Source organism: Thiorhodovibrio winogradskyi, from assembly GCF_036208045.1.
GTDB lineage: Bacteria > Pseudomonadota > Gammaproteobacteria > Chromatiales > Chromatiaceae > Thiorhodovibrio > Thiorhodovibrio winogradskyi.
Window position 1 is genome coordinate 4,651,466 of sequence record NZ_CP121472.1, and the last position, 25,522, is coordinate 4,676,987.

Sequence of the window (25,522 nt, forward strand, 5' to 3'; positions counted from 1 at the left end):
TGGTTCATAAGGGGTTGCCGCGCACCCGCAACTCGAGAGTAATCAGCGCACCTGGGCCGAAGTCGACCAGGCCGTCATCGATGGCTTTGTCGAGGTCAAAGTCCTCGGCAACCCGCGCCGCTTCGTCGATTAGCCGCGCACGAGTCAGCCGATGCAAGGCATAAAACTGCACATGGGCGGGCTCGTCATTCTTGAGCGCCGCCAGATAGGTCACGGGTCCACGCTGCACCAGCGCCTGTGGATGAAGATGCGGCTGACTGGTCTCCCCGGACGATTTTCGGTGCTTCACCACCAGCACCCGCCGCTCCGCCACCGCGCTGATCACGGTGCCAAGAATACGTGGGCAGACCTCCGCCGGAGTCAGCCGGTAGTCCGCAGGCAGCACACGCAGCCGCTGCTCATCGAGTTCCGGCACCAGCTTGGACACCAACAGCTTGCGCCACAGGGCATCGAGTCGCACCCTGGGCAGCAGATCGGCCACAGCTTCGTTGATGACCTGCCGCGTGTAGGCCATGACGCTTGGATCATCATCGCCTGCTTCCTCCACACGTCGATAACGCAGCGGCTTTCCACCCGGATTAAACGGCTTGATCCGTTCGTCCCGCACCAGCTCGGCCAGATCACGCTGGAGCCGCCGTCGCCGCGCGCCGGGCGAGGAATCCCGGCCGTACTCATCCGCCAGCTGATCCTCCAAGCGACCGACATCCGGACAGCCCTCTCGCGCCGTCCGCGGTGGCGGAATCCTGTCAAACAGCGCCTGCAAGCGCTCGATACGCTCGAAATGGGTTGCACTCATGCCGGAGACTCTCATGGCTGAAGATGATGACATGAGTATAGGACAGACTCTGACGCAATAGGGAAAGCTGCCGCCATTCCCCTTCCGCAGTGATGCAGTAAATGCGAGACTCGCCGACATTGAGCGCGCTGAAGTGCCCGTCGCGCCATTGCAGCAGCGCGAGCGTGGTGGCGCTGGGGTTGAGCGAAGTGCGCGGCGATAGATGTCGGCACAGTCGCGGGTGGATGGATCGGCGTAACGCACGCGGACCGGTCCAGCCGTCCTGGAGTTGGTCGAGCGCGCTTGCCTGGTCTTCGTCGGCGGGATCCATTGTCATGTCTCGCAGAACCCTGCTGGCCAGTTGCGGCTTGAAGCTGGCCGCGACGCCATCGGCGACCGCGCAGATCCCGCCATCGGATGCGATCGATTCAGCCCGTGGTAGGAGATCCAGCGCTTGCCAGACTAGGCCCCCAGCCAGCAAAGCATCCTGCTGTTGGCGCGGCCCCAGTCCCCGATGTTGGACCATCGCCAATGCTAGGGGTTGTTTGTTCTGAACAGGCACGATGATGTCTCTCCGGTGCTTGTGACAACCTGCTGCCATCCGCGACCGTCAATCTCCGGCGATGGTCAGCACCAGCACACGGCGTCCAGGGCGACAATTGGAATTGGGAAACACGGGCGCCATCGGCCGGGCTGTAGTCGGCAGGCGCTCACTGAGGCGATCCATGAACTCAGTGAACTCCTGGATGTTGCAGTCGTAATCGCCATAGAGAAAAGCCATGGCACCCTGGGGTCGTTTGGGTTGCAGTGTCTGCCATAGACGGTCAAACGCCCGGTTACAACGGTCGAGCTGATTCCAGAATGTCGCCGCGCTGCGCGCCTGCGCACCCGCGCTCCTGCCTACAGGGCTTCATGTATATCGCCAATGTCAAAGCCAATCGGGCTTCGCTCCAGGTACAGCAGTCCCATGGTCAGGCGCAGTAGGCTAATTTGCCGCAGGATCCAGCGTTGCGGGAGGATGTCGATCACGGCGCCAAATGACGGAGTCCAGACCTCCCAATATCGCCCCAAAAGGCCCCTGATTTTTGGACAGCGCCCAAAGCGGCACCGCATCAAAGCGGCGCGTCGCAAACCTCGATGCGCAGCCACTTCCCCCCGGGAGCGGTAATCGCTCAGGGTGCTGACATCGACGCGCTCGGGTAACTGATCGCGTTCGTCCTTCAGCCGCGCCAGCTCCGCCTCGGCGGCGGCGATCTCCGCGGCGATGCGCTGGTGTTTGCTGTTCGCGCGCAAGGTCCCGTCTTTCTTGATCCCAGGCTTGCACTTGGTTTGTTGCTTGTAGAGGCGGTTGAGCTGGGTCTTGATGGCTTGGCATTGTGCATCGATGGCCTTGATCGCCGGATTGGCAATGTCCTGTTTCTCGCTCTCACTCACCCCAAATCCCGGATGGTAATGATAGGGGTGACGCTCCTGGAGGTGCTTGAAGGACTTCTCCGAGGCGCCCCAGCGACTGAGCATGGCGGTGGCGATCGCCACCGGCGTTAGCCCCAGGGCGCCATCCCAGCACACCACACTGGTGCGATGCCCGGTGCGCAGATTCCAGATGACGACCCGGCGCAGTTTGAACGTTGGCTCAGACTCCGCTGCGCAGGGCGCGGGCTTCAGGGGATCGGTGCAGGCCTTCTCCTCCTCGAGCAGCCGGTACTCGGTCCCGTTCAACGTGAGCGTCTCGGTAAAGCTCCCCGCCTCCAACCCACGCAAGCGCGCCGCATCGGCGTTCTTCTCCCAGGTCACAAAGGGCGTGTCGGTGGCGACCAGGGTGGAGAAGAACTCCAGCCCGTCGCCTTCGCGGTCAAACACCTGCAAAGGCATCACGCCCAATCCCTGCTCACGCGCATACTCGCCCAAGGCGAGAATGCGCCCGCGCAGATCGCCTTTGCCTTCCTGAATCTCAAAGCACACCACCCGCCCGCGCGCATCGCAAGTGACCAGATTGGTCTGCCCGGGCGTGGGCATGCGCCGCTGGGTATGGTAGCTGGCATGAACCTTGTGCATGCCGGTATAGGGCAGCAGATGCCCATCGGTGAACCACACATCCGTGCCGACCAAGCCGCGCTGGAGCTGGTCGTCGGAAAACGCCGCCACCAGCACGGCGGCGCGGCCATGCTTGGCGACCTCATGGAACCAGCCCCAAAGGGTTTCCAGGCACGCCAAGGTGCCAATCCCCAAGATCCGCCCGGCCTCGTCACGGCGCACGTGCTTGAGCTGCTCGATGGAGCGGATGTTACAGACACCCATGAGGGCGAAGACCATGAACAGCTTCCAGCCGTTGCCGAACAGGCGCATTACCCCGCTCAACCAGTGCCATTGGCTGATCAGGACCATGAGGATGGGGAAGATGCCGGCATAGCGGCTTTCTTCCCAGTCATGGTTCTGGGCATAAGGACGCTCGCTTGCCACCACCTCGGTCGGCTGCGATTGAGGTGGTGTCGCCTGCGCGCCAGCCAGGGCCGCACTCAGGGTTTCTTCGATCGCCGGCTCTTGGAGTTCATAGGTCGCCTCCCCGTCCCAGTCCAGCTCGGCCTGTGCCTCACCTTCGGCCTGCTCACGCTTGGCGCGGCGCAGCGCTTCGAGCTCGCGGGCCTTGGAGCCAGGACGGTGCTTGTTGACGTTGAGATGGCGATGGAGTTCCTCGTCCTTGCTTTTCGCGGGACTGTAGCCGTGCAAGAGTCCCTGCACGCCGAATTCCCGGTAGCTCTCGCGGTAGTTGTGCAGGGTCTGGCGACTGAGCTGCAAGGCATCGGCCAAGCGGCTCTGATTGACGCCTTTTTGCATCAGTTCCACGGCCAAGAGGCGACGTTCGGCTTTGTCGCGCAGGTTGACTTGTTTGATCGGGGTGCCGCGATGGTAGAGCGTGCCGAGCGCGCGCGGGCCATGGGGCAGATGCAGTGCATAGCCACCACCAAGCTCGAAACGCACCGCGCGATCCAGCGCACCCGCCGGCTCGGCAAGCAACTCGATTTGGGTCACCAGGGAAGCTCCTTCAGAGGGGTAAAACCACTTCACCCGATCATGCCAAGATTTCTTTTATTTTTCCAGATTTATTTTGATATAAAACGGTTATCTGATTCAGCGTTTGTCCAAATAACGCCTTTTTGACGTCGGGCGGAAATGTCCAAAAAACGTCGGGTAAGACGGAGATTCAAGCGCTTACGTGGGAGGAAAAATCTGGACCTGGGAGGTCTGGACATAGAGATTCTAGTGCGCCAGGCGGCGGCGGATCGCGCCAGCCTAGCCTATCTGGCCCAACAGACCATCCAATTGCCCACCGGCGAGCGCGTGCCCCTGGATGCGGTGGCCAGCGTGCGCGAACAACGCGATTGGGCGCGCATCACCCGCATTGATGGCCAACGCAGGGTGACGTTGCAGGCCGAAGTCGATGCCCGCCAGGCCAGCGGTCAGGCGATTGTGGCCGATCTGCGGGCGCGCTGGCTGGACGACTTCCAGGCCCGGCATCCCGAGGTGCGGGTGAGCTTCGAGGGGCAGTTGGCGCGCTCAGCGGAGACCGATGGCTCAATCCGGCGCGGGCTGCTGATCAGGCTGCTGCCGCTGCTCGCCGAGACCAGCACCCAGGCCGACGCCATCAAGCCGCTGGTGGTCTCGGTGGTGTTCGGGCTGCTCAGCGCCACGGTGTTGGTGCTGCTGGTTCTGCCGGCGCTCTATGTGGTGTCGGCGGACTGGGGGGGGGGTGGGTGGCCGGCAGGAATCAAACGAAGCCGGTCACTGATGCTTGACTTCCCCCTTCCCCCTTCTATCTTCCCCCTTCCCCCTTCTCCACTGGCCACCCGGCCTGGCGCCATTCCGGCAGGCCGTTTTCCAGTCGGCGGGCGTTGAACCCGGCCTGGCGCAGGCGGGCGACCGCATCGAAGGAGAGCACACACCAAGGGCCGCGGCAATAAGCGACGATCGCGCGCTCGGGCGGCAGGTCGGTTAGATGATCCTCAAGGGCGTCGAGCGGCACATTGAGCGCACCCGGGACATGGCCTTGGGCGTATTCCTCGGCCGGGCGCACGTCGATGACCGTCACCAGACCAGCGCGCACCCGATCAAGCAAATCCGCCGCCGGCAGCGGTTCCAGATCGTCGCGGGCGCGCAGATAGCTGACCAGTAACTCACCCACAGCGCGGTGACGACTTTCGGCCAAACCCCGCAAGGCCGCCACGGCCGCTAGCACCTGGTCGTCAGCCAGCCCGTAGCGCACATGCTGGCCATCGCGCCGCGCCTGTGCCAGCCCGGCGGCCTTGAGCTGCTGCAAGTGCTTGGAGGTATTGGCGACACTCAGCCCCGAGAGGCGCGCCAGTTCATCGACAGGACGCTCACCCTGGGCGAGATAGTCGAGCAATTCCAGCCGCGCAGCGCTACCGAGGGCGCGGGCGATGCTGGCGAGTTGCTCAAACAGTGCTTGTTTGGGGGGGGACATGGGAAGAAGTTTGAAGTTTGAAGAGGAAAGTTTGAAATTGAAGGGCTGAGCTTGGTATGTGCGTTGTCTCGCTCCATCTGCGAGATTTCAACCTTTGTTTTCTGTTTGGCGCGCCATGCTTGATACCCTCCCGCATCTCCAACCCGGCGATTTTCCGTCCATCCTGCGCGAGCAGCCCTTGACCCTGCAAGTCAATCTCGGGTGGCTGTGCAATCAGCAGTGCCGGCATTGTCACGTCGGCGCGGGGCCGAAGCGGCGGGAAATCATGGATCGGGATACCCTGGAACTGGTCATGGCCACGCTTGAGCGCGGTGATTTCCAGACGCTGGATTTGACTGGCGGCGCGCCCGAGCTGAACCCTGGCTTTCGTGATCTGGTGTGTCATGCGCGCGCGCTCGGGCTCAGAGTAATTGATCGCTGCAACCTGACGGTGCTGAGCGAACCCGGACAGGAGGATCTGGCCGACTTCCTCGCCGATCAGGGCTGTGAGCTGGTTGCCTCCTTGCCCTGTTATCTGGAAACCAATGTCGATGCCCAGCGCGGGCGCGGGGTGTTCGAGTCCAGTCTGACCGGTCTGCGCCGACTGAACGCATTGGGTTATGGCGATCCGACCAGTGACCCGAACAGCGCGCTGGTACTAGATTTGGTCTTCAACCCCCAGGGGCCGGAGCTGCCGCCACCCCAGGCGGAGCTGGAGGCGGATTATCGGCGGGAGTTGTTCGACAAATTTGGCATTCGCTTCAACCGGCTACTGACCCTAGCCAATCTGCCGGTGGGGCGCTTTGGCAGCTTGCTGTTATCGACCGGCGCCCTCGAGGGCTACATCGAACGTCTGCGGGCCGCTCATCGCGCGGAGAATCTGGCCAATGTGATGTGCCGCTCGCTGATCAGCGTCGATTGGCAGGGCTGGTTGTACGACTGCGATTTCAATCAAATGCTGGGGCTGCCGCTGGGCGGGACCAAGTGGGATGCCGAGCGCCCGCATCTGCGCGATCTGCCCAACCGCGCGCTCGTCGGCGCGCCCATCGCGGTGGCCAATCACTGCTATGGCTGCACCGCCGGGCAGGGATCGAGCTGCGGCGGCGCTCTGTCCAGAAGTTTCTGATGCCGGCCACCGCTGGAGCGGCCCAGTCCGTGCGCCTTTCCATCATTACGCCGACGCTGAACGAAGCCTCGGCGATCTCCGCACTGCTGGGCGATTTGGCCCCGCTGCGCGCCGCCGGCCACGAACTAATCCTGGTCGATGGCGGCAGCAGCGACGCCACCCGGGCGCTGGCCGAGCCGCTGGTGGATCGGCTGCTCGACGCGCCGCGCGGGCGCGCCGCACAGATGAATGCCGGCGCCCAGGTTGCCACCGGCGAGCTGCTGTGGTTTCTGCATGCCGACAGCCGGGTACCGGCCGCCGCTGCCGAGGCGCTACTCGCCGCCGCTCGGGCAGGGGGGCGCCCAGGGATGCGCCCAGTGGTGCGCTGGGGACGTTTTGATGTGCGGCTATCCGGGCGCCATCCGCTGCTGCGGGTGATCGAGCGCGCGATGAATCTGCGCTCCTGCCTGAGCGGAATCGCCACCGGCGATCAGGGCCTGTTCGTCACCCGCGCGGACTTCACCGCCGTGGGCGGTTTTCCCAACATCCCGCTGATGGAAGACATCGCTCTGTCGCGACGCCTGCGCCGGCTGGCGCGACCCCTGTGCCTGCGCCCGGCCTTGATCACCTCCAGCCGACGCTGGGAATCGCGCGGGATTCTGCGCACCATGGTGCTGATGTGGCGGCTGCGGTTGGCCTATGCCCTGGGCGCTGATCCGGCACGGCTGGCGCGGTTGTATCGGTGATCAGCGCATGCGCTCGGGTTGCACACTAATCGTATTTGCCCGCGAGCCGGTACCGGGTCGGGTCAAGACCCGCTTGATTCCGGCGTTGGGCTCCGAAGGTGCGGCGCGCCTGTACCGGCGGCTGCTCGGCATGGCGTTGCAGGCTGGAAGCGCGAGCGCTTGCGCGCGCCTCCAGCTCTGGTGTGCGGGAGTGGAGGATCAGGCTGGAGATGCCGGCGATGCGAGCAGCCTCTGCACGCGCCTCGCCGCCGCTCATGGCTTCAGCTTCCATCCTCAGCCCGAGGGCGATCTCGGCACGCGCATGGCCGCCGCGCTGGACGCCGCCCTGATCGAGAGCGACCGCGCGGTGCTGATCGGCAGCGATTGCCCGGATTACGCGCCAAACTATCTCGACGCTGGCTTCGCGGCTTTGGACGACCATGACGCCGTACTCGGCCCAGCCGCCGATGGTGGCTATGTGCTGATCGGCTTGCGCCGCCCGGCTCCCGAGCTGTTCACCGGCATCACCTGGGGCAGCGCCTCGGTGCTGACGGAAACCCAGGTCGCGCTCCGAGAAGCCGGCCTCAACTGGTTTGAATTGCCAACCCTGCGCGATCTCGACTGCCCCGCAGACCTCGGCCACTGTCTCGACCTGCTTGATCATCGTTAAGGGGATCACCAACAAGAGGGCAACCCATTGAATACGCACAACCAGCTGGTCTTCGTTTACAACGCCGATAGTGGCCTCTTTAACACAATGGCCGACATCGGCCACAAACTTTTCTCACCCGCGACCTATTCTTGTGACCTGTGCGCCATCACTCATGGCCTGCTGAGCGAGCGCGCCGAATGGCGTCGCTTCATTGAGTCCCTGGGCGCGCCTTGCGAGTTCCTGCATCGCGATCAGTTTCGCGCGCGCTTCCCCGATGCGCGGGCGCCTCTCCCGGCGATCTTCCGTTGGTGCGAAGGGCTGCTTTTACTCTGCGCCGACGCGACGGCCATTGCCGCCTGCGAATCGCTTGCGGATCTTCAGGCGCTGATCCTGGGGCACTGCCTGGACGAGCGCTAAACCAAGAGCGATGTGGTCGAGTCAGACGAACCCTAGGTGGCTTTCTCGCGGTCTGTCTGCGCCGGCCTGATGCCGAATGGCATTTCCGGGCAACTGGTGCTGGCCAAGCTCGGGCGACTATAGTGGACCCCAATTTTAGGACAGTCATTTAAGTTAGCCCCGTCTCATCTGAGAAGGCCTGGAAAATACCTGGAGAGAGCAGATCAGCGAGAGACAACGCAAGACCTTCACTGCCGCATTTCCCTCATTCCCACGCTCCAGCGGGCCGAGACGCGACACTGGAGGGTGGGAGCCAGAGACACGAGAACCGCTCCTACTCCTCCCCATCGTAGGAGAAGATATCGATCTTGCGCTCTAGGCCCATGATGTGTTGCATGAGCCTGGGGGAGATTTAGCTGGTGGCGACCATGAGCGATGGCTCGACGCCTTCGCGCGCCCGGTAATCATCGGCACTCTAATAGATGCGGTCGATGTCTTTGGCATGCATGCGCGAGGTGATTTCGAGCAGGATATGTTCGCCGTTGCGGATGATGACATCGGCCTGACGGTCACCATAGTCGCCCTCGCGCACCTCGATGCCATCGATTTTGGACAATACGGCATGAATGGTGGCGCGAAAGGTGCCCTCGTTATAGATGCCCCAGCGCCCGCCGAAAGCGGCGATTTGGTCGCCGACGTATTTGAAGCCCGCGGCCATTTGTTGGCGAGTTCTACCACCCTGGTCTCGGTGCGCTGCTGGGCGCGTGCGAGTTCTTGTTGAGCGTGGGCGAGTTCAGCCACCACGGCTTTGAGCTCGGTGAAATCCTGGTGAGTCACGGGTGATCCAGTCACGCGCTTGTCAATCATGGCCATGACTTGCTGGCGCATGGTGGGGGTTAGCTCTGTTGAGTGTTCGATGATCATGTCAGGCGGTATCCATGTTCAAACAGGCTTTGCACGGAAGCAAAGAGAATCTTGTCACGGCAGCGGGCTTGGTGGCAAGGCTCACCGATTCTCTATGTGCCCATCAATAGCATTCCGCAGTCAGTCCTCGCACGCGAATACGACAACCCCGTCGTGGCCGTGCACGGCTCAGGTTCAGCACCACAGGCAATCAACGAGCGAAACCGAGCAGCGCCGTTAAGTACCACCAACCTCCGGAAGCACCCTTGGCACCGGCCTGGCCCCCCCCCGCGCCCTAGCTCCAACGCTCCAGCTCGGGAGCACCTCCGGAACCGCTCCAGGGCTTCTTTCCAGGGGCTGTCGTAGTCGGGTTTGTCGGCTGGTGTCAGCAGCTTGGGTGTCGGCTGTCATGAGGGGACTTTAGCCGATTGGGAGACGACAGGTGAGGGGTAGGTGCTGGTCGGAGGGAATTGAGTATATGTCCCCGGGATTAGGAATTGGCATAGATGTCCCCGGAATTCCGGAGAATAATTCAACCCTGGCCCCTTTGATGGTTCCGGTCATCGCTGATCGTCGCACAACGCTGCCCGCCACTGCAGAAATGAATTCGACCCTGGCCCGTTAGATTCTGGCCCGTTAGATTGCGTTAGTGATCTCGGCGCTGCTTGGCCAACCAGGCTTCGATGGTGGCGGAATCAAGCCCCTTGAGCCGCTCCTCCGGATCATAGCGATTGAGCACCTCCTCCGCATCAAGCCCCTTGAGCCGATCCTCCGGGGCGTAACATTGCAGGACTTCTTCAGGGTCAAGCTCGCTCAGCGCGCCTTTGAGCCATTCGCGGGCATCGCGGTGCATGTCTTCTTGTGTGTAGGCCATGTATCCTTCTCCCAGGCGAAAATACCCAATGAGATTGTGCAGGTGAATGCCGATGTCGCTGTGCGAGCGATAACTGGCAAAGGCCGCGCGCCACTGTGCTTCATCCGTGGCGAACAGGCCCCAGGGCGCGTTGCGCGGGTGGGGTTCGAGTTGGTTAATCACCACCAGACGCATGTCGCGGGTGCCAAAGCGCAGGTGATAGATTCCCGCTTTCTCGGTCTTTTGACAACTGCCAGATCGCAATTGTTTGACCAGTTGGCGCGGAAAGCGGGTGGCGATGGCGTAGCAGCGGAAGTCCTCAGCCGGTAATAGCCGGTAGGCTTCCTTGGGCTCCTCCAGCGGTTGGTCTTTGCCTGACTGGCGCTTGCGCAGGGCGCGCAGGGAGGCGACTTTGCGGTAGGTGACGGAATGACTCAGCAGTTCTTCGGCAAACCAGGCGCTGAAGGGCTCGTCGGCGGCTTTGAAGCTCAGCAGGTTGTGCTTGGTCAGGTCTTCCAGTCCATCCGGGCAGTCGTCGGCGGGTCTGCTTGTTGCCTGCGGGGATTGCCCCTGTTCGATGATAAGCACATCCAGGCGCTGGCTACGCAGGGCGAGTTCTTCTTCAGTGCTGACCTGATAGGGCAAACCGATCAGGGCATCGGCTAGGGCTTGGCCGAGAAGTTTGTGCCAGGGGATGCGTTGGTCGCGATTCATGGCTGATAGCGGAACCTTAGAGTGTCAACAACACCAATTTCCTGAATCAAGAGTCGCGTTCGGCGTTGTATCACTTCAGCGATAAATTGGAACTGTGTTGTCAAGAAAAAACCGCCAATACCAAATCAAGCTAATTCGAGCCAGGCCCTAATTGTTACAAACAGCGATTTTCCTCTTGCATCGCGGGACGGATCATATATGTCCCCACAAATTGCACAAAAATTAAAGCGACACTGGCCCCATAAATTTGCAGTGATGAGGCAGGGAAATTGAGTAAACTGTCCCTGAAACTTGGACTGAAACTTGGAACAGCGGGTTTTCGTCACCGCGCCTGACTGCCATGCCTCAATGGCGCTCCTCGGCGCCGAGCAAATCCTCAACACTGGTCGCATCGAAAATGCCATCAAGCCAGCGCTCAAGCTGTGCCTCGGGGGCGGAGGTGATGCGCTGCGTGGCCCAGGGTTGCAATGGGCCGAAGCGGCGGGTTAGTTGGCGGTGCAAGGTGTTGGCTTGGCCCTCCGCCTTACCATCTTTCTTGCCCTTGGCAAAGATTGACTGATACGCCTTCGTCTCTTCGATCGGTGTCACCAGATTCAACATCGTCCAAATCTCCTCTTCGCTTTTGTCTTTGTAGCGCTCGAAAAACCAAAACTCCAGGACATTCGACAGCGTCTCGCGGATGTCTTCCGCTAGCGGCGCTTGCTGGATGCTCTGCCACAGCGCCGGGGCGCGTTCGCTCAGTTCGGTATCGCTGTCCATCATCAGGGGCGCGAACACCACCACAAAGGGGTTGTCCGGCTCGCGTTCGATCAACTGGCGTAGGAAGGTATCGAAGGCGACACACTGAATCGGCGAGCCTGGCGCATGCACCCAGCTTGGGTGCTGGGGGATGTCGGCGGCATGGAGAAACACGGCGATGCCCAAGACTTCCCGCTCCGGGTGTTCTTCCCCGTAAAGGCCGATTTTGCTGTTTAAATTGTAGAGCGCCTTGGCCGAGGGCTGGGCTTGGAATTCGACGACATAGGTCGGCCCGTCATGACCCTCGGGCGCGACTAACCCGTCGATCCGGCGTTCGATGTCTTTGAGGGTGAGCGAGCAGACGCTGTAGGGGCCTTGGAGTTCCATCCCTCCAGTGAGCACCCGGAAGGCTTCGGGGCCACTGCGCAAGAATAGGTAGATGGGGTGGTCGGTTTTCATCCGGCGCTGGTCGGGTGTTTCTCTGCAATCGATTGAAGGTCTCGCGTGCAGCATAGCAAAACTTGTCCAAACGAAATAAGCAGGCAACGACGATTAGGAAGCCCGGGTGGTCATCGGCATTCACCTGCCCGACTTCGATCTGTTCAAAGAAGAGCATGGAGACAAAGATGACACCCTCCGGCGCTTCGACAGCTAGAATCACCAGCATGCCCGCAGCCTCGGGCACCTCATGAAGCTACCATCCGCGCAACGCTCCTTGGATACTGGCCACGCCCGCCCAGCCGAAAAAACCACTCCTGGTCAGCACAACCCCCGCTTTATCGGCCAAAAGCCCCCGTCGGTCCCTGGCACCCTGTTCAAGTTGCATGCCTTTGCTAAGCTTTCTAGGCGAAGGGATGTTTTTGGTGCTAGGCTGGTTAAGAACTTTTTTCAGGATTTTCAGGGAAAAGATCTGAACAGCGACCGGATGGTGAGGCCGTCCAAGAGAACACTCACCACGCCTTGGGCACAAAGCGCGCGTCATTGCGAATCTCCATCGCGTTGCCAGACTGAGCGAGCACAAATAAGCCACTGCGATAAGCCTGTCGACCGACCTGATCCGGCACCACCATGCCGGCCACGGCGCCGAGAAGCTGATAACCGCTATACTGAGGAAAGCACCCCTTGAAAATCGCGAGCAGTTCAAGATGGTCTTTCACATCATCGCCGCTCAGATGCGATTTGCACTCGACCGCAACCGCCACCTCGCGGTTGACGGCCAGCAGATCCACCTCGGCAATGACCTGCCCGTTGTCGTCATAGGCGGTCATGTTCGGCATCACCTGATGCACGGGCAACTGGCGCTCGCGCAATAGCCGCAACACGCCGGGACGTACCATCTCTTCGACAAACTCACCCAGGCGATTTCCCTGTCGCCCCAGTGCCTTGTTCACTTCCTGAATCTGGCGATCCGTTTCCTTGGACATCTCCTGAAACTTGCGCTCAGACTCCTTGGATATTTCCTGAATCAGGCGATCGGTTTCTTGGAACCTGAGACCCGTTTCCTTGAGCTGGCGGTCCGTCTCCCGAAACAGATTCAGGATTTCTTCGTAAGTCACAGACATGGCGAAATGCTCCGCAATCGATTGAAGATCTTGCGTGTAGTATCAACGACAATGACTGAACAGCGACCGGATCGCGAGCCAAGCCTGAGGCACGTCAGCGCATGGCTTGAGCGAGCCGCCTGGCATCCATTCCGCACGGAGTCAGCATCAGGGGGATGTTGCCGTTGCCGAGGGAGCAGGCTTGTTGGGAACTGGATGTTTGAGCGTTCATGGTGTGAATAGGTATCGGTATAGGCAGTGGCGGGATGCGGGGAATCCATGAACGTAAATATTAATTCGAACCAGACCCCTTTGATTCTCTTTAATTACTGAACACCAGCTACGCATGTATCGCCGAGAGCGCTTCAGGGTTGGCCTCGACGATCTTGAGCAAAGCCCGGGCAGGACCTGCCGGACGAACTCGGTGCTGCTCCCAGTTCTGCAGCGTCTTGGGCTTGACGCCGATCAGATAGGCAAAACGGCTCTGCGACAGCCCGGTGCGCTCGCGGATCGCCTTGACGTCGGGATCGGGAAATTCCAGGACGCGCAAGCCAGCCACCTTCTCGCCACGCATATGGCGGCCCATGTCACGCACACTGTCCAGCAACTCGTCGAACTGTTTGTCATTCATCTCGAATCTCCGCTTGCATCACATCAGACAACCGCCGCAACTGATCCTGTGTCAGGTCGGCAGCGACATTCTTCGCGTAGGCATAGAGCAAGTAGGCACCGCTCCTTGCTCACTCAGTGGTCTTTGATTCCACCTACTGTCACCGAAATTCCTTAATTACTCATTGTGGCATTTCGATGAGTCGAATACTGAGTAACCAAGGATTTTGCTACAGCGTCTATAAGAAAAACGGGTGAAAAGCAGTCGGCAGGATACAGATAATCCTCTCCTTCCTCATCAATAACGCGAATTTCTTGATGCTTCTCCGCCTCTTCATCAGGTAACGATTGATATATTTTCCACCTTTCGAGAGACTCTTCGTTTCCCCGATTATCAACGCAGACAACAAGCCATTTTCCGTCAAAATGATCGATCATCATCACCCCTCATAAATAATGCTTAACTTTAATATGCTTCTTTCCAATACCATGCGCTTCAAACCAAAGAATTTCACATAATCGAACTGAATTATCGGAAAGTCGAACTTCGGCAATACCTTTCATTTTTCTCCAATTACCACGCCCATGGAGTTTTTGAAGTTTCTTTCTAATTTTTACCGAGGAGCCTTTTGCAATGACTTCGATATTTTGAATGGCGCCTACTATTTCTCTGATTTGCATGATAATTGATACGGCAACTCCTTTTAGCCCTGCGAATTAAATCGAACCTGGCCCAATTTGCCTATTTTCGTTCTAAATTTGTGCGCGAAATAACTCAATCCAGACCGCTTTTTTCCGCACTTTTTTCTGTCCCCGGAACTCAGAGGCGCGAGCCCCGGGGGCTGGATAGTGGGGGCCGCGGTCAGGAGGGATCAGTGTGAGGAGTTAAGCATATTGTCCCTTGAATTCAGGTAGCGCGCCTCGCTTGAGCCGGGTTGGTTGGGCGGCTTCAGTCCCGTGCCGGCACATCCTCGAAGATTTCCGCCATTGGCAGCTCCAACTCCAGGCACTCGAACCGGCAGGCGGTGGTCTTGTGGCAGTCTTGCAGCCGCCAGTCGCCCTGATCATGGCGGCGGAAGTGTTCCAGCCGGCGTGCTTCGATGTCCACCATTACGTACTCGCGCAAACTAGGCAGCAGTCGGTAAGCGGCCGCTTTGGCCCCGCGGTCAAACGCCGAGGTACCCGCCGACAGCACCTCAATGATCAGCCGCGGGTATTGCAAAAAAAGCTCGGCGGCATGATCGCGCGCATCGCAGGACACCATGACATCCGGATAAAAGAACGCCTCCGCGGCGGCGACCCGGAGTTTCATGTCCGACACATAGGTTCGACAGGAGCTGCCGCGCAGGCGGTGTTTGAGCGCAGACGCCAGATTCAGTGTGACCAACACATGATCCTGGCGCGCACCAACCATGGCGAAGGCCTCGCCGCGATAAAACTCATGCTTGTCGGCTTGGTCTTGTTCCCAAGCAAGATAGGCTTCAGCATCGAAGGGCAGTTGTTCGGCAAGTGCTGACATGGGCAAGTTCCTGATGAATTGCAACTAAAATTTCTTGCATGAAAGCATAGCAAACCCCCCGCCCCAAGGCGTTGGGAGCGGGGTTGGAAATCAACATTAAGGAATCGCAGCGCAGAGCGAGGCGCAATTGGCAAGCATCGGTAATCTGGGTCGGCTCGAAGAGCTGGCCGATGACTGCGTGCTTTGTGCCGACGCCGAAGCCTGGCTAGCGAAGTTGCGCGCTGCGACCGAGTTGTGATCCGGGAATCGAAGGTGCCAGGGGAATCAAAGGTGCCGCAGTTAGCCGCGCCATCGGTATCGCTCAATTCAAGCCCCAGCCAGCCGTCTTTCGAGATGGCCGCAGGCTTCAAATTCACCCGGTTATGCCCCCCGGCAAGCCGAGTTTCTAAATCCGCAACAGAAACGGCAACGCAACGATCACCAGGCCAATACCGCTGCTGATCAAGGCGACCAGCGCGATGAACTGGTGATCATGGCGCTTGAGCATGGTGTCGAAACGCTTGTCCATCTGCTCAAAGCGCTTATCAACTTGTTCAAAGCGCTTATCAACTTGCTCAAAGCGTTTGTCCACTTGCTCAAAACGCTTATCCATGTCCTCGCGCATTTCCTCAAAGCGCTTGTCGACCCGCTCGAAGCCTTCCCGCATCAACTCGCGCTGGTGCTTCAGCTCCTCTTCCACCCGTACCATCCGCTCGCGCAGTTCGATCTCATAGACAACCGGTGGCTTGCCGAGACTCTGCTCGGCCAACCAGAGGCTGATGTTGTCCTTGACGAACTCGCCAATGCGCTGAAAATCTTCCTGAGCCAGGGCCATGTGCTTGCCTCCCGTGTTGCCAGTGACTACTGTTGCGCGCTGCACTGAATTTTAGCCCATTCAGTCTCTGGACAATACAAACCGATCAGCGGCATGCTGTCTCTGAACAACGATGGATGGAAATCGAGGGCCGAACAGCCATGATGATCGAACCCAACACCGAACTCACCCCGGTCATGCGTCAGCAAGTCATGGCCATGATCGACAAGCGCGTGACCGAAACCCCCGTCACACACGAGGATTTCACCGAGCTGAAAGCCGTCGTGGCTGAACTCGCCCGCGCCCAACAGCGCACCGAGTCCCGAATCGAGGACCTCGCCCGCGCCCAACAGCGCACCGAGTCCCGAATCGAGGACCTCGCCCGCGCCCAACAGCACACCGAGTCCCGAGTCGAGGAACTCGCCCACCAGATGTCCGCGGGCTTCAAACAGCTAGGCGACCAGATCGCCGCGCTTGGCGGGCGCTGGGGCATCTACAACGAAGGCACCTTTCGTGCCACCATTCATGCCGTGCTCACCAAAATCGACGGCATCGAGGTGCGCGAAGGCTACTATGGCGACCGTCAGGTCGATATCATCATCCGCAACGGCGAACATATCCTGCTCGAAATCACCTCGCGCATGCACGCCAAAGACATCGAGCGGCTCTACCAGAGCGCCGACGACTACCGCGCGCGCGAAGGCGTCGAGCCCCAACTCATGGTCGCCACCAGCTACATCGCCCCCAAACTCATGCAGCGCATCATGGGCCTGGAACGCAAAATCGACATCTTCTCCTACGACGGCGACGAATAAGTCACCTCACCCGGTTATCGCCCCGGCAAGCCGAGTTTCTAAATCCGCAACAGAAACGGCAACGCAACGATCACCAGGCCAATACCGCTGCTGATCAAGGCGACCAGCGCGATGAACTGATGATAATGGCGCTAGAGCATGGTATCGAGCACCGAATGGCCAAGCCGCGCTCAGTGTCGCCCAAGCAACCGCTGAACCGATGAAAGGTCAAGCGATCCGACCAGTCATCAAGAAAAATCGACCGCTCATCGTGATCCTGCCCGGCTCGTCGCCAGACAACCCCGTTGATCCGCGAATCCCTGGACGCAGCGAGGTCCTCTGCTAAGCTCAAAGAAAGCATCGAGGCACATCAAGGGCACCAGCCTTAGCCGGTGGCGGCTTGACGGATTCACAATGGCGGTCGACTCGGCGAACCAGTTCAGACTTCGGCAAACAGGAACTGCAAGGGCACCGCTGATTGCCGCGCAATGAGAGGAAGTCGCCGTTGAGAGGGGCTGTGGTATGACAGCTATTGCAATCAGTGACAAACGGCAGCGTGCTTCGTGATTCGGGGTGTTGAGTTATGCGTGACAAGCGAATGACGGTTTTTTTTTGGGATGGTTGGATAGAACTATTTGGTCCTTTTGATTATTTTTTTATTAAGGGGGCGCAGCAAGGGAATACAGTAAACTGTCCCCGTAATTCCATGATAATTGATACGGCAACTCCTTTTAGCCCTGCGAATTAAATCGAACCTGGCCCAATTTGCCTATTTTCGTTCTAAATTTGTGCGCGAAACAACTCAATCCAGACCGCTTTTTTCCGCACTTTTTTCCGTCCCCGGAACTCAGAGGCGCGAGCCCGGGGGCTGGATAGTGGGGGCCGCGGTCAGGAGGGATCAGTGTGAGGAGTTAAGTATACTGTCCCTTGAATTCCTGCTCATTCGCTAACATCTGTCGAAATAGGTTGTGTATCTGCCGTATTGGTGAGTATCCCCAAGGCATCATCCTTGCTGGTTGATGCGGCGATCTCGCGCAAATGCGTCATGTAGAGTATCTGCTCGCGAATCAACAGGCCCTCGTGGATGAGTTCGGCATATAGGCGACTTTCAGAGACCCCTAAGGCTTCGGCCAGTCGCTTGGCACGAACACGTTCATCTTCATGGATTCTTAATGGGAAAGAGAGCTTGCTCATCGTTACCACCTAATGTGTCAAGGATCGTATCAACTGTCCTGGTGTCCAGAGGGCAATTTGCGGAAAGCGAAGTTCTGACTGTTCAAAATCTTTCAGGTTATGTGTCACGATAGAGCAAGGCCAAGCAGCAATAGCAATTTCCAAAATCAACCACTATGGACTGGAAGTCCATAGTATGAGTTGCGACTGAAAGTCGCACTTTCGGTTAGAAACCGACTGAAAGTCGACACTGACTTAAGTCAGTTAAATCATGACTCAAAGTCATTCAACGGTAAAACCATCATCTTGGTGATTCGGATGATCTTCGTGATGTTTCAAATATTCTCGGATCATCTCGTCAGTTACATGACCCGAACTAAATGCTGCATACCCAATTGCCCAAAAATGCCTTCCCCAATAACGCTTACCAAGCTGCGGAAATTCTTCCTGTAATTTGCGTGAGCTACGGCCTTTGAACCATCTAACCAAATCACTTATTGAATATTTTGGCGGATACGATATATACAGGTGAACATGATCTTTGCTCACTGCACCACTGATAATCTGAACGTCGTTTTGCGCACATACTTGTCGAATAATATCACGCGTACGATACCCCACCTCTTTCGTCAATACCGCATAGCGATATTTCGTAACCCAAATTAGGTGAACTTTCAGATCGTGAACTGTATGTGACGATTTTCTGTAAGACCTCATAAATGAGAGTTTACTAAAAGTCTTGCACTAAAGTGCATAGTTTTCACTAAACGGTTGGGACAATAAAGTTGTCATTTTCGTCCTTAAGGTTCGGTCGCCAGAGGTAGCGTATCTCGACTTCCTGAGCGCTTGCTACCAGATGGGCAAGCACCACTTCGATTTCTTCCCAGGCAAGTCCAATCGCTTCCAAGTTGTCTGGGCGACTGAGAACATCCCGATACTCGTAGACCAACTTATGGTGGACAACCAACGGCAAATCTCCCGTCAAGGCCCAACGCACAATCTTGTTGCTGGCTCCATTTCTAGAGCGCAAAGCCGCAACAACGACGTTCGTGTCGAGCAGATATCGCATGGCAGGATGGCGTCCGTTCGCAGGGCGCCTGATCAGGTGAGCGTGATGACAAAAAAGGCCGCGTTCGAAAAGAATTCAAACCCGGCCCGTTTAACCATGCGTTGCCTAAAGAATAGGCCAGGGGTGAATTGAGGACTGCTCTTCGTTCTAAATTTAGTGCGGGAAACAATTCGATCCAGACCCCTTTTTTTCCTCTTGCATGAAAGCATAGCAACCCCCCCGCCCCAAGGCGTTGGGAGCGGGGTTGGAAATCAACATTAAGGAATCGCAGCGCAGAGCGAGGCGCAATTGGCAAGCATCGGTAATCTGGGTCGGCTCGAAGAGCTGGCCGATGACTGCGTGCTTTGTGCCGACGCCGAAGCCTGGCTAGCGAAGTTGCGCGCTGCGACCGAGCTGTGATCCGGGAATCGAAGGTGCCAGGGGAATCAAAGGTGCCGCAGTTAGCCGCGCCATCGGTATCGCTCAATTCAAGCCACAGCCAGCCGTCTTTCGAGATGGCCGCAGGCTTCAAATTCACCCGGTTATGCCCCCCGGCAAGCCGAGTTTCTAAATCCGCAACAGAAACGGCAACGCAACGATCACCAGGCCAATACCGCTGCTGATCAAGGCGACCAGCGCGATGAACTGGTGATCATGGCGCTTGAGCATGGTGTCGAAACGCTTGTCCATCTGCTCAAAGCGCTTATCAACTTGTTCAAAGCGCTTATCAACTTGTTCAAAGCGCTTATCAACTTGCTCAAAGCGTTTGTCCACTTGCTCAAAACGCTTATCCATGTCCTCGCGCATTTCCTCAAAGCGCTTGTCGACCCGCTCGAAGCCTTCCCGCATCAACTCGCGCTGGTGCTTCAGCTCCTCTTCCACCCGTACCATCCGCTCGCGCAGTTCGATCTCATAGACAACCGGTGGCTTGCCGAGACTCTGCTCGGCCAACCAGAGGCTGATGTTGTCCTTGACGAACTCGCCAATGCGCTGAAAATCTTCCTGAGCCAGGGCCATGTGCTTGCCTCCCGTGTTGCCAGTGACTACTGTTGCGCGCTGCACTGAATTTTAGCCCATTCAGTCTCTGGACAATACAAACCGATCAGCGGCATGCTGTCTCTGAACAACGATGGATGGAAATCGAGGGCCGAACAGCCATGATGATCGAACCCAACACCGAACTCACCCCGGTCATGCGTCAGCAAGTCATGGCCATGATCGACAAGCGCGTGACCGAAACCCCCGTCACACACGAGGATTTCACCGAGCTGAAAGCCGTCGTGGCTGAACTCGCCCGCGCCCAACAGCGCACCGAGTCCCGAATCGAGGAACTCGCTTGCGCCCAACAGCGCACCGAGTCCCGAGTCGAGGAACTCGCCCACCAGATGTCCGCGGGCTTCAAACAGCTAGGCGACCAGATCGCCGCGCTTGGCGGGCGCTGGGGCATCTACAACGAAGGCACCTTTCGTGCCACCATTCATGCCGTGCTCACCAAAATCGACGGCATCGAGGTGCGCGAAGGCTACTATGGCGACCGTCAGGTCGATATCATCATCCGCAACGGCGAACATATCCTGCTCGAAATCACCTCGCGCATGCACGCCAAAGACATCGAGCGGCTCTACCAGAGCGCCGACGACTACCGCGCGCACGAAGGCGTCGAGCCCCAACTCATGGTCGCCACCAGCTACATCGCCCCCAAACTCATGCAGCGCATCATGGGCCTGGAACGCAAAATCGACATCTTCTCCTACGACGGCGACGAATAAGTCACCTCACCCGGTTATCGCCCCGGCAAGCCGAGTTTCTAAATCCGCAACAGAAACGGCAACGCAACGATCACCAGGCCAATACCGCTGCTGATCAAGGCGACCAGCGCGATGAACTGATGATAATGGCGCTAGAGCATGGTATCGAGCACCGAATGGCCAAGCCGTGCTCAGTGTCGCCCAAGCAACCGCTGAACCGATGAAAAGTGAAGCGATCCGACCAGTCATCAAGAAAAATCGACCGCTCATCGTGATCCTGCCCGGCTCGTCGCCAGACAACCCCGTTGATCCGCGAAACCCTGGACGCAGCGAGGTCCTCTGCTAAGCTCAAAGAAAGCATCGAGACAGATCAAGGGCACCAGCCTTAGCCGGTGGCGGCTTGACGGATTCACAATGGCGGTCGACTCGGCGAACCAGTTCAGACTTCGGCAAACAGGAACTGCAAGGGCACCGCTGATTGCCGCGCAATGAGAGGAAGTCGCCGTTGAGAGGGGCTGTGGTATGACAGCTATTGCAATCAGTGACAAACGGCAGCGTGCTTCGTGATTCGGGGTGTTGAGTTATGCGTGACAAGCGAATGACGGTTTTTTTGGGATGGTTGGATAGAACTATTTGGTCCTTTTGATTATTTTTTTATTAAGGGGGCGCAGCAAGGGAATACAGTAAACTGTCCCCGTAATTCCTTTAATTGTCTTCAGTTTGATAACGAAATACATCAATCATCTAGTCTTTTACGGCCACAGCACGATTGGAAGGTTCTCGAATAATCAATCTAAACTGACCCTTTGCTGCCCTTTGATGCCATTGTGGTTAATAAAGGCTCCGGGCTATGCGCTTCGGTGTTGATGGCTCGGGTGTCGGCTGCCTGGGGAAAGTTTAGCCGATTAGGTGGCTTGGGTGGGAGAGGGGCGCAAGCCAGAGGGAATTGAGTAAACTGTCCCTGGAATTCAGCTTGTTGGGAACAGGTGTTTGTGCATGGATGGCGAGAATTGGTGTCGGTATAGGCAGTGGCGGGATGTGGAGAATCCATGAACATTAATAGTCATTCGAACCTAAGACCGCTCTGATACGCTTGACCGCAGAGCCGCCGAGATTCGCGCCAACAACAGCTTTGTCACATGAAAGCACCCACGCCCATCACTGCACTTTTCGACGGCTTGAAGGCCAGTGGCTTACCGGCAGTCTCGAAAGGCGCTACACTGCTTGAGTTACTTGTGACGCTGTCCATTGCCGCCATCCTAATGAGCGTGGCAGTCCCAAGTTTTCAGTGGATGCTGCGGACAAATCGAATTGCAACAGTTACAAATGAAATGGTGCGCGCATTGAACCTAGCCAGATCAGAAGCCGTCAGTCGGGGCGTCAGCGTCAGCATCTGCAAATCTCCCGACCCAGGCGCCACCGTAGCCGTCTGCGACGAAAATGCCTCCTGGCATGACGGCTGGCTGATTTTTGTCGACCCCAACCGCGACGCACAATTAGCTGATCAAGCTGACATCATTCGCGTTGGCCAGTTAAGCATTAATGACACCAATTTATCTATCACTAGCAACAATTATGCAAGATATGTTATCTATAGCCCAACCGGCGTGCCCAAAGGACAAGGCAACCTGAGCAATACATCCATCTGGATTTGCATTCCGCCGGAACAGCGCAACATCATCGTCAATCGCGTCGGGCGCATTCGCACTACAAAAAGCAGCTGCTAATGAAAATAATTGCACACCATATTTTTCCCTCCTCACAACGCGGCACAACCTTGCTTGAACTGCTTGTGACCATCTCTATCGCTGCCATTCTGATGGGAGTGGCCGTGCCAAGTTTTCAAGGAATGATGCGTACCAATCGAATTGCTTCGGTGACAAATGAGATGGGGCGTGCTTTGATGTTAACGCGATCTGAGGCAGTTTCGCGTGGGACGAATGTTTCACTTTGTAATACTGCTAATCCTAATTCAACAACGCCAAGTTGCTCGGGTGGCACATGGGCAACTGGTTGGTTAATAAAAGTCAATAGTAATGACGAAATTCTCCGTATTGGAACTTTAAGTAGTACAAATGCAATTATAACGAATACGGAAGATGAAATAACTTACACGCCATTGGGGAACGTGACAGATGAAAGTGACTTCAAAGTTGAAATAGACACAGAAAAACGAATCATTCAAATAAAAAACACCGGGCGAACGCGCACATGTAACCCTAATAAAGCCGGAGTGGTGGATTGCACATGGTAATTTACAATCATTCAATCCGCGTGCGGACAGCAGAATCAGGCTTCACCCTGATCGAAGCACTCGTAGCAGCAATCGTCTTATCAGTAGGGCTGCTGGGTCTCGCAGGTCTTCAAGCTACTTCCCAAAAGCTGGCTTATTCCGCAAACATTCATAGTCAAGCAGTAAATCTCGGGTTTGAAATTGGCGATGCGATTCGAGCGAATGCGGCGAATGCAAGCAGTTACAACGAAACATTGTCAGCCACATGCGCTCAAATCTATCCCCGTCCTGATACGGGTGACGCCGCCGCAGATGACCTTGATGAACTGGCTAACCGAATCGCGTGTTTGCTACCCGGGAACAGCGGTGGCGATTTGCCGCGTGCAGAAATAACCATCAATAGTGACAACACCGCCGACATTAGCATCTTCTGGGACGAAAGCCGTGCCCGATTAGTCGACGATGATGGCCAAATAATCGCAGATGCTGCGGAAGACCAGCGGCAGGTTTATACGACACAAATTACCTACTAAGCCTCTGGTTTAAAGAGCGCACTTTGTCATGCCGTACAACCAGTTTTCGAGATAAAAGAATGAATAATCAGTGTTTTAGAAAAACCAATGTAAGGTTCCGCGCTGCCTGTGGAGTAACATTGGTCGAGCTTTTGGTCGGCATGACCATCGGCCTTTTTCTGACCGGTGGGATCATTGCGCTCTTACTTGGTACAAAGCAAAGCTATCGCTCGAATGAAGCGCTCTCAGAAGTACAAGAGAACGGTCGTTTTGCAACAGAGCTATTAGCTCAGCAACTGCGGATGGCAGGTTCGCTTGGTTGCCAGAGATCCTTGATGTTGCAAACCAACTCAGAAACGAAAAATCTGTTGATGCATAATTTTGAAACCAGACCATTGCGTCTCTATAACACCTTAGCCCTAGTAAGCGATCCCGAACCGGCGTCGCTAACACCCACCAGTTCCGAAGATGTTGGGTATTTGTGGCTGTACAATCTGAATGGTCGACCTGCTGTAGAAGGCTTTGAAGGGCAAGGAACCTCCTTTGCCGCATCCTCCTCACATCCCACAAATCTTCCAATTTCAACTATTCTCTCTGCGCTCTCCCTAACAGAAGCAGAGACTGACCAGGATATGGTGACAATTCGGGGGATCAATGGTCGAGGGGTTCCAGTTATAGGACAAGCCTCTCCATCAGTTGTTGGGCATACTGACGGCTCTCTTTATGTACTAGGAATTGAAGGCGATGACGATGAATATGACGATGATGATGATTGCGTTTTCTTTCGTTCTACCTCCAATTCTGCTGCTATTTCTCTATGTATAGGCCAGATAGAAGTCGTCAGTACTTGCCAAAATGCAACAATTTTTCAAATTTCCGATGTTAATAGAAATACCCCCTGCGATGGAGTTCATGAAATAAAGTTTCAAGCGCTATCGCCTTCCAATGAAGACTTTCGGGAGCCTGGTAATTATGATTACCGCAATGGGGTAAATAATAATGTCGACCTCGGTGTCTTATATTCTCTAGAGACCAATCCTTGCCCAGCTCCAACTGGTAACGCGCGAAAAGCCTTAATCACATCGGCACCTGCATCAATCTACTCACTTGATACTAGGATGTATTATATCCGAAACAACTCAGAAAACCTGCCAACCTTGTATGTAAAAGAAGGATTAGGGAATAGCGAACAGCTCATCTCCGGAGTTTTCAGCCTTGCTATGTTTTACGGCGACAATGTCAATGCTGAGGGCATGTCAACCCGAGAGCCGTCAATAGGTAGCTATGTAGAAGCTGATCAAGTGGCTGATTGGCGTGAAATCAATGCTGTGAAATTGTATATGTTGGCAGCAAATACAGATCCCGAATTGAGCAATGCCGTAGATGAGCCCATGAAAATCACTTTCCCAGATATTGATACCGCCGGTAATCCATTTGATGCTACATCGTTGAGTGCAGATTTTCAGCGGCGCTTCTTTCAGTCTTTCGCGACAACGGTTTATCTGCGCAACAAATTACCCTTTGATCCAACCCCCTGATCCTAGGTAGTTCAATCTGGCCTATTTCCTGCACTTTTTAGGCCTGCAATTACCACGCGCACCTGCGGCATCAAGTTATTGTTTTTAAATGTCTTCATCGAGGTTCAGGTTGCATGAAAACAGCGTGATCGGAAACAGGGAAAATCCGGCCAAATTGAACCACCTACCCTGATCCTTCGATTACTATCACATTTAACTGGGAGTTATTGCTGATGATAACGCCAAATGACAATCAAGCAGGTGTCGTTTTAGTCATTGGATTAATTTTTCTGCTAGTGATGACGATTATAGGTGTAACAGCGGTATCAAATTCAACCTTTCAAGAGCGCATGGCAAGGAACACAAGCGAGCGTAAAACTGTTTTCCAAGCTGCTGAAAGCGCACTGATCGCTGGGGAAGATCAAGTTATGAACGCTTCCAGCTGTAATTCAGTAAAGGCACTCTTTGATAGTGATGGAATTCCAGATCCAGACTCTATTGATAGCGAGACCAGCGGTTCTTTTTCCATTAATGGTATCCCTAGAAACAGCAACGAGGATTATGATGACCTTGACAGGCCTTGCAGTGAAACTACGAGTGATGCTTGTTGCGCATTTTATCGGGTTACTGGAGTCGGAAAAGCCGAAAATGGTGCTGTAGTGGTGCTTGAATCGACTGTATTCAGAAACAGCGGAACTGAATGAAATCATCGCAT

General features: G+C 56.5%; 30 protein-coding genes. 12 read left to right on the forward strand and 18 right to left on the reverse strand.

Annotated elements, in window-relative coordinates:
• Positions 1-4 precede the first annotated feature (4 nt).
• The 4 genes from Thiowin_RS21350 to Thiowin_RS21365 all read right to left on the reverse strand — a co-directional run bounded on the left by Thiowin_RS21350 (position 5) and on the right by Thiowin_RS21365 (position 3,805).
• The gene (locus Thiowin_RS21350; protein WP_328984988.1) at positions 5-796 is read right to left on the reverse strand and encodes a helix-turn-helix transcriptional regulator; all 792 of its coding nucleotides are present in this window, start codon (positions 794-796) and stop codon (positions 5-7) included.
• Positions 747-1,337 carry a protein phosphatase 2C domain-containing protein gene (locus Thiowin_RS21355; RefSeq protein WP_328984989.1) on the reverse strand — a complete coding sequence of 197 codons (591 nt, stop codon included), beginning with the start codon at positions 1,335-1,337 and terminating at the stop codon, positions 747-749. Before Thiowin_RS21355 ends, Thiowin_RS21350 begins: the two co-directional genes overlap by 50 nt.
• Positions 1,338-1,385: 48 nt before the next feature.
• Positions 1,386-1,556, reverse strand: a complete 171-nt coding sequence (locus Thiowin_RS21360) for a hypothetical protein (RefSeq protein WP_328984990.1) — start codon at positions 1,554-1,556, stop codon at positions 1,386-1,388.
• A gap of 119 nt (positions 1,557-1,675) precedes the next feature.
• Positions 1,676-3,805 (reverse strand): helix-turn-helix domain-containing protein, encoded by a 2,130-nt coding sequence (locus Thiowin_RS21365; protein WP_328984991.1) that lies wholly within the window; start codon positions 3,803-3,805, stop codon positions 1,676-1,678.
• 231 nt (positions 3,806-4,036) lie between these two features.
• Here Thiowin_RS21365 and Thiowin_RS21370 point away from each other — a divergent pair, with 231 nt between their 5' ends.
• A complete protein-coding gene (locus Thiowin_RS21370; protein WP_328984992.1) occupies positions 4,037-4,669 on the forward strand; it encodes a hypothetical protein in 633 nt (210 codons plus the stop codon).
• Here Thiowin_RS21370 and Thiowin_RS21375 read toward each other — a convergent pair.
• On the reverse strand, positions 4,587-5,255 hold the full coding sequence (locus Thiowin_RS21375; RefSeq protein ID WP_328984993.1) for an ArsR/SmtB family transcription factor: 669 nt from the start codon (positions 5,253-5,255) through the stop codon (positions 4,587-4,589). The two genes, Thiowin_RS21370 and Thiowin_RS21375, sit on opposite strands and share 83 nt — an antisense overlap.
• Before the next feature lie 115 nt (positions 5,256-5,370).
• Here Thiowin_RS21375 and arsS point away from each other — a divergent pair, with 115 nt between their 5' ends.
• From arsS to Thiowin_RS21395, 4 genes are read left to right on the forward strand one after another with little or no spacing between them, the layout of a single operon-like run.
• Positions 5,371-6,360 (forward strand): arsenosugar biosynthesis radical SAM (seleno)protein ArsS, encoded by a 990-nt coding sequence (gene arsS / locus Thiowin_RS21380; RefSeq protein WP_328984994.1) that lies wholly within the window; start codon positions 5,371-5,373, stop codon positions 6,358-6,360.
• A complete protein-coding gene (locus Thiowin_RS21385) occupies positions 6,360-7,085 on the forward strand; it encodes a TIGR04283 family arsenosugar biosynthesis glycosyltransferase (protein ID WP_328984995.1) in 726 nt (241 codons plus the stop codon). Before arsS ends, Thiowin_RS21385 begins: the two co-directional genes overlap by 1 nt.
• A 7-nt stretch (positions 7,086-7,092) precedes the next feature.
• Positions 7,093-7,734, forward strand: coding sequence for a TIGR04282 family arsenosugar biosynthesis glycosyltransferase (locus Thiowin_RS21390; protein WP_328984996.1), 642 nt, complete (start codon positions 7,093-7,095; stop codon positions 7,732-7,734).
• 27 nt (positions 7,735-7,761) lie between these two features.
• Positions 7,762-8,133, forward strand: a complete 372-nt coding sequence (locus Thiowin_RS21395; protein WP_328984997.1) for a hypothetical protein — start codon at positions 7,762-7,764, stop codon at positions 8,131-8,133.
• 454 nt (positions 8,134-8,587) lie between these two features.
• Here Thiowin_RS21395 and Thiowin_RS25490 read toward each other — a convergent pair whose 3' ends face one another.
• The 9 genes from Thiowin_RS25490 to Thiowin_RS21445 form a co-directional block, all read right to left on the reverse strand.
• Entirely contained in the window at positions 8,588-8,830 is a 243-nt protein-coding gene (locus tag Thiowin_RS25490) for a DUF3782 domain-containing protein (protein WP_408034118.1), read from the reverse strand.
• 831 nt (positions 8,831-9,661) lie between these two features.
• Positions 9,662-10,582 carry a hypothetical protein gene (locus tag Thiowin_RS21410; RefSeq protein ID WP_328984998.1) on the reverse strand — a complete coding sequence of 307 codons (921 nt, stop codon included), beginning with the start codon at positions 10,580-10,582 and terminating at the stop codon, positions 9,662-9,664.
• 345 nt (positions 10,583-10,927) lie between these two features.
• A complete protein-coding gene (locus tag Thiowin_RS21415; RefSeq protein ID WP_328984999.1) occupies positions 10,928-11,779 on the reverse strand; it encodes a DUF2887 domain-containing protein in 852 nt (283 codons plus the stop codon).
• Positions 11,780-12,270: 491 nt separating this feature from the next.
• On the reverse strand, positions 12,271-12,882 hold the full coding sequence (locus tag Thiowin_RS21420; RefSeq protein ID WP_328985000.1) for a DUF3782 domain-containing protein: 612 nt from the start codon (positions 12,880-12,882) through the stop codon (positions 12,271-12,273).
• A 319-nt stretch (positions 12,883-13,201) separates the two neighbouring features.
• A complete protein-coding gene (locus Thiowin_RS21425; protein ID WP_328985002.1) occupies positions 13,202-13,492 on the reverse strand; it encodes a helix-turn-helix domain-containing protein in 291 nt (96 codons plus the stop codon).
• A 152-nt stretch (positions 13,493-13,644) separates the two neighbouring features.
• The gene (locus Thiowin_RS21430; RefSeq protein WP_328985003.1) at positions 13,645-13,911 is read right to left on the reverse strand and encodes a hypothetical protein; all 267 of its coding nucleotides are present in this window, start codon (positions 13,909-13,911) and stop codon (positions 13,645-13,647) included.
• A 6-nt stretch (positions 13,912-13,917) separates the two neighbouring features.
• On the reverse strand, positions 13,918-14,151 hold the full coding sequence (locus tag Thiowin_RS21435; protein WP_328985004.1) for a hypothetical protein: 234 nt from the start codon (positions 14,149-14,151) through the stop codon (positions 13,918-13,920).
• Positions 14,152-14,419: 268 nt separating this feature from the next.
• Positions 14,420-14,989: a Uma2 family endonuclease gene (locus Thiowin_RS21440; protein ID WP_328985005.1), complete on the reverse strand. Its 570-nt coding sequence runs from the start codon at positions 14,987-14,989 to the stop codon at positions 14,420-14,422.
• 385 nt (positions 14,990-15,374) lie between these two features.
• Entirely contained in the window at positions 15,375-15,803 is a 429-nt protein-coding gene (locus Thiowin_RS21445) for a hypothetical protein (protein ID WP_328985006.1), read from the reverse strand.
• Between the two features lie 140 nt (positions 15,804-15,943).
• On the opposite strand from Thiowin_RS21445, the gene Thiowin_RS21450 reads away from it, so the two are divergent.
• Positions 15,944-16,597, forward strand: a complete 654-nt coding sequence (locus Thiowin_RS21450; RefSeq protein ID WP_328985007.1) for a DUF3782 domain-containing protein — start codon at positions 15,944-15,946, stop codon at positions 16,595-16,597.
• 918 nt (positions 16,598-17,515) lie between these two features.
• Here the strand turns inward: Thiowin_RS21450 and Thiowin_RS21455 are convergent.
• The 4 genes from Thiowin_RS21455 to Thiowin_RS21470 all read right to left on the reverse strand — a co-directional run bounded on the left by Thiowin_RS21455 (position 17,516) and on the right by Thiowin_RS21470 (position 19,814).
• On the reverse strand, positions 17,516-17,770 hold the full coding sequence (locus Thiowin_RS21455) for a hypothetical protein (RefSeq protein WP_328985008.1): 255 nt from the start codon (positions 17,768-17,770) through the stop codon (positions 17,516-17,518).
• Positions 17,771-18,031: 261 nt separating this feature from the next.
• Positions 18,032-18,466, reverse strand: coding sequence for an IS200/IS605 family transposase (tnpA, locus tag Thiowin_RS21460; protein ID WP_328985009.1), 435 nt, complete (start codon positions 18,464-18,466; stop codon positions 18,032-18,034).
• A 46-nt stretch (positions 18,467-18,512) separates the two neighbouring features.
• Entirely contained in the window at positions 18,513-18,818 is a 306-nt protein-coding gene (locus Thiowin_RS21465; RefSeq protein WP_328985010.1) for a PIN domain-containing protein, read from the reverse strand.
• Between the two features lie 546 nt (positions 18,819-19,364).
• Positions 19,365-19,814 (reverse strand): hypothetical protein, encoded by a 450-nt coding sequence (locus tag Thiowin_RS21470; protein ID WP_328985011.1) that lies wholly within the window; start codon positions 19,812-19,814, stop codon positions 19,365-19,367.
• Between the two features lie 140 nt (positions 19,815-19,954).
• On the opposite strand from Thiowin_RS21470, the gene Thiowin_RS21475 reads away from it, so the two are divergent.
• The 6 genes from Thiowin_RS21475 (at position 19,955) to Thiowin_RS21500 (ending at position 25,511) form a co-directional block, all read left to right on the forward strand.
• On the forward strand, positions 19,955-20,566 hold the full coding sequence (locus Thiowin_RS21475) for a DUF3782 domain-containing protein (protein WP_328985012.1): 612 nt from the start codon (positions 19,955-19,957) through the stop codon (positions 20,564-20,566).
• Between the two features lie 1,118 nt (positions 20,567-21,684).
• Positions 21,685-22,272 carry a GspH/FimT family pseudopilin gene (locus tag Thiowin_RS21480; protein ID WP_328985013.1) on the forward strand — a complete coding sequence of 196 codons (588 nt, stop codon included), beginning with the start codon at positions 21,685-21,687 and terminating at the stop codon, positions 22,270-22,272.
• Entirely contained in the window at positions 22,272-22,799 is a 528-nt protein-coding gene (locus Thiowin_RS21485) for a GspH/FimT family pseudopilin (RefSeq protein WP_328985014.1), read from the forward strand. The genes Thiowin_RS21480 and Thiowin_RS21485 overlap by 1 nt, the downstream gene beginning before the upstream one ends.
• Positions 22,793-23,311: a type IV pilus modification protein PilV gene (gene pilV, locus Thiowin_RS21490; protein WP_328985015.1), complete on the forward strand. Its 519-nt coding sequence runs from the start codon at positions 22,793-22,795 to the stop codon at positions 23,309-23,311. The genes Thiowin_RS21485 and pilV overlap by 7 nt, the downstream gene beginning before the upstream one ends.
• A 59-nt stretch (positions 23,312-23,370) precedes the next feature.
• On the forward strand, positions 23,371-24,828 hold the full coding sequence (locus tag Thiowin_RS21495) for a PilW family protein (RefSeq protein ID WP_328985016.1): 1,458 nt from the start codon (positions 23,371-23,373) through the stop codon (positions 24,826-24,828).
• Between the two features lie 212 nt (positions 24,829-25,040).
• On the forward strand, positions 25,041-25,511 hold the full coding sequence (locus tag Thiowin_RS21500; RefSeq protein WP_328985017.1) for a pilus assembly PilX family protein: 471 nt from the start codon (positions 25,041-25,043) through the stop codon (positions 25,509-25,511).
• Positions 25,512-25,522: the final 11 nt, after the last annotated feature.

What these genes read in the sequence shown, in the direction of transcription:
- Thiowin_RS21350 (WP_328984988.1), bottom strand. Translation starts at nt 796, where the DNA reads ATGAGTGCAACCCATTTCGAGCGTATCGAGCGCTTGCAGGCGCTGTTT.
- Thiowin_RS21360 (WP_328984990.1), bottom strand. Translation starts at nt 1,556, where the DNA reads ATGGCTTTTCTCTATGGCGATTACGACTGCAACATCCAGGAGTTCACT.
- Thiowin_RS21375 (WP_328984993.1), bottom strand. Translation starts at nt 5,255, where the DNA reads ATGTCCCCCCCCAAACAAGCACTGTTTGAGCAACTCGCCAGCATCGCC.
- arsS (WP_328984994.1), top strand. Translation starts at nt 5,371, where the DNA reads ATGCTTGATACCCTCCCGCATCTCCAACCCGGCGATTTTCCGTCCATC.
- Thiowin_RS21385 (WP_328984995.1), top strand. Translation starts at nt 6,360, where the DNA reads ATGCCGGCCACCGCTGGAGCGGCCCAGTCCGTGCGCCTTTCCATCATT.
- Thiowin_RS21390 (WP_328984996.1), top strand. Translation starts at nt 7,093, where the DNA reads ATGCGCTCGGGTTGCACACTAATCGTATTTGCCCGCGAGCCGGTACCG.
- Thiowin_RS25490 (WP_408034118.1), bottom strand. Translation starts at nt 8,830, where the DNA reads ATGGCCGCGGGCTTCAAATACGTCGGCGACCAAATCGCCGCTTTCGGC.
- Thiowin_RS21410 (WP_328984998.1), bottom strand. Translation starts at nt 10,582, where the DNA reads ATGAATCGCGACCAACGCATCCCCTGGCACAAACTTCTCGGCCAAGCC.
- Thiowin_RS21415 (WP_328984999.1), bottom strand. Translation starts at nt 11,779, where the DNA reads ATGAAAACCGACCACCCCATCTACCTATTCTTGCGCAGTGGCCCCGAA.
- Thiowin_RS21420 (WP_328985000.1), bottom strand. Translation starts at nt 12,882, where the DNA reads ATGTCTGTGACTTACGAAGAAATCCTGAATCTGTTTCGGGAGACGGAC.
- Thiowin_RS21425 (WP_328985002.1), bottom strand. Translation starts at nt 13,492, where the DNA reads ATGAATGACAAACAGTTCGACGAGTTGCTGGACAGTGTGCGTGACATG.
- Thiowin_RS21430 (WP_328985003.1), bottom strand. Translation starts at nt 13,911, where the DNA reads ATGATGATCGATCATTTTGACGGAAAATGGCTTGTTGTCTGCGTTGAT.
- Thiowin_RS21435 (WP_328985004.1), bottom strand. Translation starts at nt 14,151, where the DNA reads ATGCAAATCAGAGAAATAGTAGGCGCCATTCAAAATATCGAAGTCATT.
- Thiowin_RS21440 (WP_328985005.1), bottom strand. Translation starts at nt 14,989, where the DNA reads ATGTCAGCACTTGCCGAACAACTGCCCTTCGATGCTGAAGCCTATCTT.
- Thiowin_RS21445 (WP_328985006.1), bottom strand. Translation starts at nt 15,803, where the DNA reads ATGGCCCTGGCTCAGGAAGATTTTCAGCGCATTGGCGAGTTCGTCAAG.
- Thiowin_RS21450 (WP_328985007.1), top strand. Translation starts at nt 15,944, where the DNA reads ATGATGATCGAACCCAACACCGAACTCACCCCGGTCATGCGTCAGCAA.
- Thiowin_RS21455 (WP_328985008.1), bottom strand. Translation starts at nt 17,770, where the DNA reads ATGAGCAAGCTCTCTTTCCCATTAAGAATCCATGAAGATGAACGTGTT.
- tnpA (WP_328985009.1), bottom strand. Translation starts at nt 18,466, where the DNA reads ATGAGGTCTTACAGAAAATCGTCACATACAGTTCACGATCTGAAAGTT.
- Thiowin_RS21465 (WP_328985010.1), bottom strand. Translation starts at nt 18,818, where the DNA reads ATGCGATATCTGCTCGACACGAACGTCGTTGTTGCGGCTTTGCGCTCT.
- Thiowin_RS21470 (WP_328985011.1), bottom strand. Translation starts at nt 19,814, where the DNA reads ATGGCCCTGGCTCAGGAAGATTTTCAGCGCATTGGCGAGTTCGTCAAG.
- Thiowin_RS21475 (WP_328985012.1), top strand. Translation starts at nt 19,955, where the DNA reads ATGATGATCGAACCCAACACCGAACTCACCCCGGTCATGCGTCAGCAA.
- Thiowin_RS21480 (WP_328985013.1), top strand. Translation starts at nt 21,685, where the DNA reads ATGAAAGCACCCACGCCCATCACTGCACTTTTCGACGGCTTGAAGGCC.
- Thiowin_RS21485 (WP_328985014.1), top strand. Translation starts at nt 22,272, where the DNA reads ATGAAAATAATTGCACACCATATTTTTCCCTCCTCACAACGCGGCACA.
- pilV (WP_328985015.1), top strand. Translation starts at nt 22,793, where the DNA reads ATGGTAATTTACAATCATTCAATCCGCGTGCGGACAGCAGAATCAGGC.
- Thiowin_RS21495 (WP_328985016.1), top strand. Translation starts at nt 23,371, where the DNA reads ATGAATAATCAGTGTTTTAGAAAAACCAATGTAAGGTTCCGCGCTGCC.
- Thiowin_RS21500 (WP_328985017.1), top strand. Translation starts at nt 25,041, where the DNA reads ATGATAACGCCAAATGACAATCAAGCAGGTGTCGTTTTAGTCATTGGA.